This window comes from Acidovorax sp., assembly GCF_046314175.1.
GTDB lineage: Bacteria > Pseudomonadota > Gammaproteobacteria > Burkholderiales > Burkholderiaceae_C > Acidovorax.
The window spans coordinates 1-10,207 of the sequence record NZ_JBKBXG010000085.1; the positions used below are offsets into that span (position 1 = coordinate 1).

General features: G+C 58.9%; 10 protein-coding genes. 8 read left to right on the forward strand and 2 right to left on the reverse strand.

Annotation, left to right across the window (positions count from 1 at the left end; translation table 11 throughout):
- Nucleotides 1–219: 219 nt before the first annotated feature.
- Nucleotides 220–879, reverse strand: coding sequence for an NUDIX hydrolase (locus ACK4OE_RS20130; RefSeq protein WP_008904224.1), 660 nt, complete (start codon nt 877–879; stop codon nt 220–222).
- A 60-nt stretch (nt 880–939) separates the two neighbouring features.
- On the opposite strand from ACK4OE_RS20130, the gene ACK4OE_RS20135 reads away from it, so the two are divergent.
- From ACK4OE_RS20135 to ACK4OE_RS20170, 8 genes are all read left to right on the forward strand, one after another.
- A complete protein-coding gene (locus ACK4OE_RS20135) occupies nt 940–1,884 on the forward strand; it encodes a metallophosphoesterase (protein WP_008904223.1) in 945 nt (314 codons plus the stop codon).
- Complete coding sequence (locus ACK4OE_RS20140) at nt 1,877–2,440, forward strand: hypothetical protein (protein ID WP_409887427.1); 564 nt, start codon at nt 1,877–1,879, stop codon at nt 2,438–2,440. The genes ACK4OE_RS20135 and ACK4OE_RS20140 overlap by 8 nt, the downstream gene beginning before the upstream one ends.
- Nucleotides 2,441–2,813: 373 nt before the next feature.
- Nucleotides 2,814–3,797, forward strand: coding sequence for an ADP-ribosylglycohydrolase family protein (locus tag ACK4OE_RS20145; RefSeq protein WP_085942525.1), 984 nt, complete (start codon nt 2,814–2,816; stop codon nt 3,795–3,797).
- Nucleotides 3,798–4,415: 618 nt separating this feature from the next.
- Nucleotides 4,416–5,492 carry an ABC transporter substrate-binding protein gene (locus ACK4OE_RS20150; protein WP_409887429.1) on the forward strand — a complete coding sequence of 359 codons (1,077 nt, stop codon included), beginning with the start codon at nt 4,416–4,418 and terminating at the stop codon, nt 5,490–5,492.
- Between the two features lie 15 nt (nt 5,493–5,507).
- Entirely contained in the window at nt 5,508–7,079 is a 1,572-nt protein-coding gene (locus tag ACK4OE_RS20155) for a sugar ABC transporter ATP-binding protein (RefSeq protein ID WP_409887430.1), read from the forward strand.
- Between the two features lie 26 nt (nt 7,080–7,105).
- Nucleotides 7,106–7,993: an ABC transporter permease gene (locus tag ACK4OE_RS20160; protein ID WP_409887432.1), complete on the forward strand. Its 888-nt coding sequence runs from the start codon at nt 7,106–7,108 to the stop codon at nt 7,991–7,993.
- A complete protein-coding gene (locus ACK4OE_RS20165) occupies nt 7,990–8,961 on the forward strand; it encodes an ABC transporter permease (RefSeq protein WP_409887434.1) in 972 nt (323 codons plus the stop codon). Before ACK4OE_RS20160 ends, ACK4OE_RS20165 begins: the two co-directional genes overlap by 4 nt.
- 35 nt (nt 8,962–8,996) lie before the next feature.
- Nucleotides 8,997–9,755: an alpha/beta hydrolase gene (locus tag ACK4OE_RS20170; RefSeq protein WP_409887436.1), complete on the forward strand. Its 759-nt coding sequence runs from the start codon at nt 8,997–8,999 to the stop codon at nt 9,753–9,755.
- A 122-nt stretch (nt 9,756–9,877) separates the two neighbouring features.
- Here the strand turns inward: ACK4OE_RS20170 and ACK4OE_RS20175 are convergent.
- The coding region (locus ACK4OE_RS20175; protein WP_409887438.1) for a transposase at nt 9,878–10,207 on the reverse strand (330 nt) is incomplete at its 5' end.

A 10,207-nucleotide genomic window follows, 5' to 3' on the forward strand; every position in this document is an offset into this window, starting at 1 on the left:
CTCCACCCGTAGGTAGAGTCCTTCGCTTGAGCGGAGCCCGTACATCCCGATCAGACAGGAGAATGGAATCACATTTCCACTGCCGACGCGTCATTGGGAGTGGGCTTATTTGAATGTTCTAGCCTCGCTCAGAGGGCGTTGCCTTGCATCTGAATATCTCACCAGTTCACTACAGCTCATCTGGGCTGAGCCTCGTCTTCACGAGCCAATCTCCCCTTCCTAGAACGTGAAGTCCTGCCTGGCCCTAAAAACTTGCGCCGGACGTTGTGCCCCTCGCACAAACTCATCGGTCTCAATAATGTCGTCCGATGTCTTCAGGCGTCGTCGGAAAGAACTCTTGTCGAGTGGATGACCCAAGATGATCTCGACCACCTTTTGCAACTGCGACAACGTGAAGTGTTCGGGCAGCAGGTGTAGGGGAAGTACATCTGCTGTCACTTTGGCCCGCAGTTTCTGGACCGCTACCTCCAGTTGTTCCGAATGGTCAAAAGCCAGGCGGCGTTTTGGAGAGACAACGTCCACCCATTCCACTGCCTCTACTTTGTTACGGACAACGGCATCGGTCTTGTCCAGAGGTAGTAAGGCATAAAACAAGACGGCGATAGACCACCCTCGGGGGTCGCGGTCTGGCCCGCTGTATGTGCGCACTTCTTGCAGATGTGGCAATTCAATGGCCACCTTGTCGGCTAGTACTCGGCGCGCCGTCGCTTCAAGAGAGTTGTCCAGATGGGGTTTGAGCACGCCACCAGGCAATGCCCATTGCCCGACTTCGGGTTCTTGCGCCCTCTTCACCAGCAGCACTTTAAGGCACTCATCGACCACGCTGAACAACGCGATATCGACACTGACGAGTGGGAAGAGTTCACGATTCTTAATCATAATTGCAAATTGCCACTAACACATGCACAATAGTGGCATTATGCAACTAAGGGGGATCTCATGGGCTACGACATCGTCGGAGACGTACATGGTCAGGCGAGCAAGTTAGAGGCTCTCTTGGAGGGGATGGGGTATCGGCTGAAAGCCGGGGCATTTCAGCACCCGCATCGCAGAGCCATCTTTGTGGGCGACTACATCGACAGGGGGCCTCGGCAGGTGGACACCTACAGGATCGTGCGCGCCATGGTGGAGTCTGGCAGCGCCCTGGCAATACTCGGGAATCACGAATTCAATGCAATTGCATGGCACACCGCAGACCCTGCCACTGCGGAAGGGTTCTTTCTGCGTCCGCGCCACGGTGCAACCGGCGCTAAGAACCGTCAACAGCACCAGCATTTCCTGGCGGAGGTTGAGGGGACGCGACTGCACGATGAAATCATCGAATGGTTTCTCACCTTGCCGCTCTGGCTGGACCTGCCCGAATTGCGAGTGATTCACGCTTGTTGGCATGACGGCTACATCTCGGAACTCAAACCTTTGCTGGGGCCCTCGCAAACACTGACCACGGAATTGATGGTCCGGGCGAGCCGTCAGGGCGACGCGGTATTTGAAGCAGTTGAGGGTTTGACCAAGGGTTTGGAAGTCGCGCTCCCTGACGGGCACGCGTTTCTTGACAAGGACGGGCACGAACGGCGCAATGTGCGCATTCGCTGGTGGGACGAAACCAGTCATAGCTATCGAGATTTGGCGCTCATGCCGGATGAGGCGCGTATGGCGCTTCCCGCAGCAACCGTACCTGCTCAGAGTAGGCCTATCTACGACCAGCGCAAACCGGTTTTCATGGGCCACTACTGGATGCAAGGCGAGCCTGTACTCCAGAGCAGCAAGATTGCGTGTGTGGATTACAGCGCCGGGAAAGGTGGTCCGCTGGTCGCTTACCGATGGGACGGTGAATCTGAACTGAGTACCAAGAATTTCTTTGCTGAAGGAGGCTCAGATGCGTAAAAGGATCGAGACTCCACCAGAGGTTGCCCTGCACGCGGACTCGCAACAAAAGAACCCGTCGATTGATGGAGTTGATTCGGTCACAAAATGGCAAAAGGCTGCAACAGGTGCCATCGACACTGCAAAGAAAGCTACCGCCTTGGCCAAGGCCCATTTGATCCGTGAATCACGCAAGCATGGCGGGAGGTGGCAATGGGTCGACTTTCCGGGGCCTAAGGGTCGAGAGTCTGCAGGCATCGTTGACATCCTGGCCATCCGAAAGCGTTGGGAACTATCAGACTCCCCCGAGGACGCCGACCTCAAGCACCTAGACCTCTTCGACATCATGCTCATCCAGGTCAAGGGCGGCGGTGCAAAGACACCCACGCGCGAAGAAATTGCCCGTATGGAACGAGTGGCTGATCTTTACCAAGTGTGCAAGGTTTTGCTGTACCAGTGCAATACCAAGAAAAAGGCGGAGACGGGCTACCGTCTTCTCAATCGTGAGACTCATGAATTTGGTCCATTGGTGACAGACGGCAAGGAGCTCTTTGGCAAGAAATGGGCTACGTCTTGAATTCGACCAGCGCGCTCATAGTGACAAGCCTGCCTGCGTTTTCCGCCAAGGGTCTCAGGCGCTGCCTGGTACCCGGAGTGGGCTGTACGGTTCTGGGAGGCGTTTCTGGGTCCGGTTCTTCCGTCGCAGACTTTTGGCGTGGGAAGGATGGTGACGTGTGGCTGCGAGTCACTTGGATGGGCCAGGTGTGGAGTTTTCATGCTCGGGGGCCGGCGGGAGAATCAATCCCTGACGATCAAGACTCCATGGCTGTGTTTGCGGACTTCGTGTCGCGAGAACTATGCCGGTGGATGACTGAAGACGCACCCGACACGCCTCCATTTGATGCCTGTACTGCCGCAGAGCAGGAGAATTTTTCCTCGGGAAGAAAAGCATGAATTCCATCCAGAACTTGGCTCAAGGATGTTTGCTAGGCGCATTGGTCGGCGACGCAGCAGGATCTCGACTGGAGTTCCTCGGAAGAATACCGACGCAGGCCGATGTGGGCGAAGCGTTAGTAATGAAGGGTGGAGGAGTCTTTGGACTAGCTCCAGGCCAAATCACAGACGATGGAGAGATGACGCTCTCACTCGCCCGTGCCCTCGTAGGTTCTACAGTATTTCCGCGAGAGAAGGTCGCGACCAACTACCGCGCATGGGTTGCCAGCAATCCATTCGATATGGGGCAAGCTACCTCTGCAGCACTCGGGGGACCGATCGAAGACGGAGATTTCATAGCCGATTCTGTTTCGAGAAGAGCGGCGATGTACAACATGGGCTCCAAGGCGAATGGAGCCCTCATGAGATCCAGTGCGCTGGGCATCTGGTCTACAGGAGTGTCACAGGAAGATGCGGTGAAAGCCGCCTGCGACGATGCACGCCTCACTCATCCAAATCCTAGCTGTTTGTGGGCCTGCGCTGCCTACGTAGTTGCCATTCGGCATTTGCTACTCCATCTCAACGACACTGAGGGTGCGTTTGAGCAGGCGCGATGGGCGCTTGCACTTGCCCCAAGAGACGACTCGGAGGAAGTGCATGGATGGCTCGAAGATGCGGCCATTGGCACATTGCCAGACGGACAACACAGCATGGGGTTTGTGCGTATCGCCTTTATCCACGCTTTTCATCACATGCGACTCGGCACTCCGTACATCGACGCACTGCAAAGTGTCCTCGGGTATGGAGGGGACACAGATACGAATGCTTGCATAGTCGGAGGACTTGTAGGTGCGCGGATCGGGATCACAGGTATTCCCCCAAACATGATCGATGCAGTGCTCAGGTGCGACACGAAAAAAGGTCGTCCGCGCCCAGCATGGCTGAGCACCCAGGACGCCTTGGAACTTACCCAGGGACTTCTGAATGAAGAAGTACATTGACCACGAGTTGGTTCAAATCGGCTGACTTGCTGGCGGCTGCCCAAAAGCTGATGTGAGACATGCACGGAAGATGACTGGACAGCGGTGAGCGCCAACAGCGGTCATTCAGAGCGTCAGCAGTTGTGCCAGTTTCTTATCTCCCTTGTGACCGTGTCCCAGCAGGGGTAAGAAGTCATCTGCCGTTGGCAGAGAACAACTGACGGTAGGTCTCGCTCTGGCGAGGCCTGCGTATCCGTTGCCGCCGGGGCATCAGCCCCAGGCGGCTTTTTTGTTTTTCCACGGAGAGTGTGAACTGGTGCAAAACGAAAGTAGTCAGGTGGTAAAACGAAAATAAATGATCATATATAGGGAAAACCTTGATCATAAAAATACAGATTCAATCGAACAATCCGTGCGTATTGATCGTTTCAGCAAGCGGAGTGAATGTCGGAAAGACGTTCGCTTCGGTCCAAAAGCCTATCCGGCTGCTGTTCCCCAAGGCGCGCCATCAGTATGAAGCGCGAAAGATAAGTCATCCCGATTTGGATGGCGTGGCGTCGATGGAAACGAACAAAAACGAACTTGTCTGGCCAAGAGCGGTTCGGACAAGCCCCCCCGTCGTTATCTTCTGGAGCTTTCATGTCTCACCTCAAATTCCGTGGCCTTCGCTGGATCGGTGTTCTGGCGACCACCGTGGCCTTGTGTGCACCTGCGTTGGCGGCAGATGTGGAGTTGTTGCCCAACAACCTGCTCACGCCCACGTCGAAAGAACAGACCAAGCCCGGCCAGTTCAAGAAGGCCGGCCCTTGGCGCGTAGGCGTGTCCTTTGGTGGCGTGGGCAACACATGGATCGTGCAGATGATCCAGGAAATGCGCCATGCCGCCGCGCAGGACAAGAACATCGGCGAGTTCATTTTTGTCGAAGCCAACTGGCAAGCGGCCAAGCAAGTGGCCGACGTGGAAGACCTTCTGACCAAAAAGGTAGATGTGCTGATCGTAGGCCCTATTTCTTCGGCGATCGGTGCACCCTTGGTGGAGAAGGCGGCGAAGACGGGCATCCCGGTGGTAGTGTTCGGTGCGTTTGGCAAAGCGATGAATTCGACCGTCGAGTTGATGGGTGCGGGCGAGGTCTTCGGCCGTCAGGGTGGTGAGTATTTGCGCAAGGAACTCGATGGCAAGGGGAATGTGTGGGCGTTTCGCGGTGTTGCTGGTGTGGAAGAGGAGACGTTGCGCTACAACGGGTTCCGCAAGTCCATCGAGGGCTCGTCGATGAAAGTGACGAAGGAGGTCTTCGGCGACTGGAATTACGCGAAGAGCAAGCAGCTCTGCGAAAACCTGGTGCTTTCTGGCGACAAGGTCGACGGCATCTGGTTCTCCGGTGCCGAAATGACGCGCGCCTGCATCGATGTGTTCAAGGAGACCGGCAAGCCGCTCGTCCCCATGACGGGTGAAGGCAACAACGGTTTCTTGCGCGTGTGGAAAGCCACCGGTGTGAAGAGTGTCGCGCCGCAATTCACCCCCGGGCTGGGCGCCGCCATGGTTCGCGCTGCCGCAGCCTTGCTGGACGGCAAGCCGTTGTACCGCTCCTATTTTTCGTCGCCGCCCGCCATCACGCAGGCCGACCTGGATAAGTTCTACCGGCCGGACCTCAACGACGCTTACTGGCTGCCCTCCACGCTGCCGGAACCCACGCTCAAGGAACTGTTCCGTCGTTGAGAGGCCGAGTTTCTGATGACCGATCTTCAAGCGGTCTCCCTCGGGGGGGCCGATCTCATCGCCGTGCGCCGCATAGGCAAACGGTTTGGTTCAACGGTGGCGCTGCAGGACGTGGATCTTGTGGGAAAAGCGGGATCCATCCATGCCATCACAGGCGAAAACGGCGCCGGCAAATCGACGTTGATGAAACTGCTCGCAGGGGTTCACCAACCCGACGAAGGCGAAATTCTGATGAACGGGCGAGCGATGTCGCTGCGCGATCCGGCGGCAGCGCGCGCAGCCGGCATTTCCACGGTGTTCCAGGAACTGACGGTACTCCCCAACCTGACCGTGGCTGAAAACCTGTTGTTGGGTCGGGAGCGGTCTCGTGCGGGTCTGCTGGACCGCTCGGGCATGTTGACTGAGGCCCGCGCGGTGCTGACCCGGATCGGCATCTCGCTGGATCCGCTGCGTGCAGGTGGCAGTCTCACGGTTGGCGAACAGCAATTGGTGGAAATCGCAAAAGGTGTGAGCACCGATGCGCAGGTGTTCATCTTCGATGAGCCAACGGCACCGCTGAATCGCGCGGAGGTCGACAAGCTCGAGACCTTGCTGAGGTCGCTCAAGACTCAGGGCAAGCTGGTCTTCTATATCAGCCATCGCCTGGATGAAATTTTCCGGTTGTGCGATACGGTGACCGTGCTCAAGGATGGTCGTCTTGTGACGACCGAGCCCATCGAGGCTTTGAGCCACGATCGGTTGATTGCCCTCATGGTGGGACGTCCTTTGCTGGCGCTGTTTCCTCCGCGCGCCGAGGCAGCTGATGTAGGTTTGGCTGCACTCGAAGTGCGTGCGCTGACGATCGCACCCGGCGCCACGCCTGTCGCCTTCGCGCTGCGCAGAGGAGAGATCGTTGGGCTGGGTGGCCTGGAAGGTCAGGGCCAGCGCGAAATAGTGCGGGCTCTGGCCGGGGTGATCCGCCCTGCCGGGAGCGACGTCGTCCGCCGGGATCGGCAAGGGCAAGAGCAACGGTACGATCCGCGCGAAGGAGCCCTCAGGGCAGTGGGGCGGGGCATAGGCCTTGTACCCGAAGACCGCAAGCAGGAAGGACTTTATCTGGACCTGCCGATCTCGGACAACATCGGACTGGGCCTGCTGCGAGGTCTGGGACTGATTCGCGGCGCGCCGCGTTCGCGCGAGGTCGTGATCGGTCTGGCTGAGCGCATGCAGTTGCGGTCGCGGGGGCTTGATCAGAACGTGGGCGATCTTTCTGGCGGCAATCAGCAGAAAGTGATGATCGGGCGATGGCTCTGCGCGGGTGTGGACACCTTGCTTGTCGAACAGCCCACTCGCGGCGTGGACGTTGGGGCCAAGGCCGAGATCTATGGATTGCTGCGAGATTTCGCCAAGCAGGGAGGTGCCGTGCTCGTGCTGTCTTCCGATCTGCTTGAACTCATCGGTCTTTGTGACCGGATTCTTATGGTCAGCGGCGGACAGATTGCAGGAGATGTTCCTGCGGCGAATGCCACCGAAGAGCAGTTGCTGGCGCTCGCGCTGATCCAACCTGTCGCTGTCAGACAAGAGATGCAGGAGGCATCGCACGCATGAACACGTTTAGGACCGGCATAGGCCGCATGACGCTCGCACTGCCCGTGCTGCTGATCGTCTTTCTTTCTCTGGCTGCCTCCAACTTTCTGGCCGCACAGAACCTCACCAATGTCACTGGCCAGATTACCGCACTCCTGATCGTCACGCTCGGGCAGATGCTGGTGGCGTTGGTGGCTGGCATCGACCTCTCTGTCGGCAGTGTCATGAGCCTGGCGGGATGCCTGATCGCCACCCAAGCGGACCCCTTCACCGGCACCGTGCTGGCGCTCTTGATGGGCCTCTGCGTTGGTCTGGTCAACGGTCTGGGCATTGCCATCGCGGGCATTCATCCGTTGATCATGACGCTCGCGACCATGACGTTCCTGCAGGGGTTAGCATATCTGGTATTGCCCATTCCAGGCGGTCAAGTGGCACCCGCACTCGGCCAGCTTGTCAACGGCACCGCTGCGGGCGTGCCGCTGCCTCTGCTGTGGTGCGCCGCGTGCATGCTGGCAGTGTATGTATTGCTGCATCGCTCTCGTCTGGGCCTGCACATCTTTGCCGTGGGGGCACAGGCCCGAAGTGCCCATCTCAATGGCGTGCAATCGCGAACAGTCGTCGTTGCCGCTTATGTGTTGTGCAGCTTGCTGGCGGTGGTGGCCGGCATTTATCTGACCGCTCGGGTCTCCGCAGGTGATCCCACGATGGGGGCCGCGTTTGGCCTTGAATCCGTTGCTGCCGTCGCGCTGGGTGGAGTGCAGTTGACCGGAGGCGTGGGCAGCATCCTGGGCGTTGTCATTGGCGCTTTGAGCCTGGGCCTCATTACCAACGGCATCAACCTGTTCGGCATCTCGCCGTTCCTGCGCGGTGCGGTGACGGGATTGTTGTTGTTGCTGGCCGTGTGCTCGCAGAGAAGAAAGGTGGTGGGCCTGTGAGTGCGGTGTTTTCTGCATCGACGCCACCAGCGGCGCCCTGGCGCAAGGTGCTTCGGTGGGTGGGCGATCTGCCGCCGGCTTATGCTGCCCTGTTGATCCTTCTGCTGCTCGCTGCGGTGATGCGACCACAGCTTATTTCGGCCATGCTGCTGCCCTTGATCGCGCGCCAGGCGGCGCCACTGGGGCTCGCGGTGATCGGGCAGTCGCTCGTGATGCGGGCACGTTCCATCGACCTGTCCTCGGGCGGCGTCATCGTGGCGGTTGCCTATCTGCTCACCAGTGGCTACTTTCCGATGTCGTCCTCCGCGGCTGCAGGCCTGTGCGTTCTGTTCGGTCTGGTGGTCGGTTTGCTCAACGGTGCATTGATCGTCGGGACGCGGGCGTCTTCCATGATCGTCACGCTGGCCATGTCGATGATCCTGACGGGCTGCGTGGTGGCGCTCTCGCAGTTTCGCGCCCCGGGGGATGCACCCGAGTTCTTGGTCGAACTGGTGCGCCAGCGGGTATATGGGTGGCCCGTTTCCGTGTTGCTCTGGCTGGTCGCGCTGGTGCCGGCGGTGCTCTTGCTCCGAAGCACCGTGTTCGGACGCACTCTGGATGCGGTGGGGAGCAACCCGCAAGCCGCTGCGTTGTCCGGCCTGCCGCACCTGCGCGTGGTGTTTGCCGTTCATGTGATTTCGGCGTTGATCTCGGTCGCCTGCGGGTTCATCCTGGTCGGTTTCGTCGGAAAGGGCAGCATCACGCTGGGCCAGGATCTCGCGCTCAACTCGTTGGCCGCAGCCATCCTGGGAGGGGTGACCTTTGGGCGCAGCAAAGGCGGCATGGCAGGCCCGGCGGTAGCGGCTTTCATGCTTACCTTTCTGTTCAACTTCCTGACCAGCCTGGGCCTGGGCGAACCCGGGCGCCTGATGTTGCAAGGCGCGATCATTGCGGTCGCCGCATTGGCCTACAGCCTGAAGAATCGATGAATTTCCCCGCTTCTTTTTGACCACAAGGAAAACACATGAGTGACGAACCCATCCTGTCTGGAGCCGAGCCCTTCTTCTTTGCCGGCAACGACGTCGGCGTGTTGGTATGCCACGGCTTCACTGGCACCACGCAGAGCATGCGTCCCCTGGGTGAACAGATCGCCAAGGCTGGCTACACCGTAATAGGGCCGCGTCTGGCCGGTCACGGCGTGTCTCCGGCTGCCATGGCTCGCACCACAGCTAGTGACTGGATCGCTTCCGTGGAGGAGGCACTGACCAGCCTGCGCAAGACCTGTTCACAAATCTACATGGTGGGGCTCTCCATGGGAGGCACCTTGTCGCTGTACATGGCTGCCATGCATCCTGACGTCATCAGAGGCACCGTGCCCATCAACGGCGTGGTGCAGCTCAACTCCGCCGACATGGCTGGACTCGCTCTGGCCACCGGGCTGCCGGCTACCGTACCGGGCATTGGCTCCGACATCAAGGCGCCCGGCGTGACCGAGCTGGCGTATCCCGAAGTGCCGGTGCTCGCGTTCCGGCAGGTCTATGGCCTTATGGCCGTGACGCACGATCTGTTGCCTCGCATCAAGTGCCCGGCCCTCGTGATCCAGGCGCGTGAGGACCACGTCGTCGATCCGAGCAACGGCCCTCGAATCGTGCGTAGGCTGGGGAGCAGCCGGATCGATTTCCGTTGGCTTGACCATTCTTACCATGTGGCGACGCTGGACAACGACCTGGATTTGATCGGATGTGAAACGTTGGCGTTCATCCGTTCCATTGCCGGCAAGTAAGGCCACGCCCATGGCGCCATCGGCATAAAAAACCCGCTGGATTCCAGCGGGTTTTTTTATGAGCGAAGCCCTGGGCTATTTCTGGTTCAACACCCAGGCAGCCAGCTTCTTCGCTTCGGACTTCAATTGACGGAGATGCGGTCTACGAACTGAATGGTAAAGCGGGTCAGCGCAGCCTTCCAATCACGGATGGGCATGGTCCACTTCTGGCTGATGTTGCGCAGGGCCAGGTAGAACAGCTTGGTCAGCGCCTCGTCGCTGGGGAACGAGCCCCGGTTCTTGCTCAGCTTCCTCAGCCCCATGTTCACCGACTCGATGGCGTTGGTCGTGTAGATGACCTTTCGGATTTCTGCCGGGTAGTCAAAAAACGGCGTCAGTCGGCTCCAGTTCCTGCGCCAGGACTGGCCAATGGGCAGGTAGTCCAAGTCCCACTTGGCTTCGAACTCGCCCAG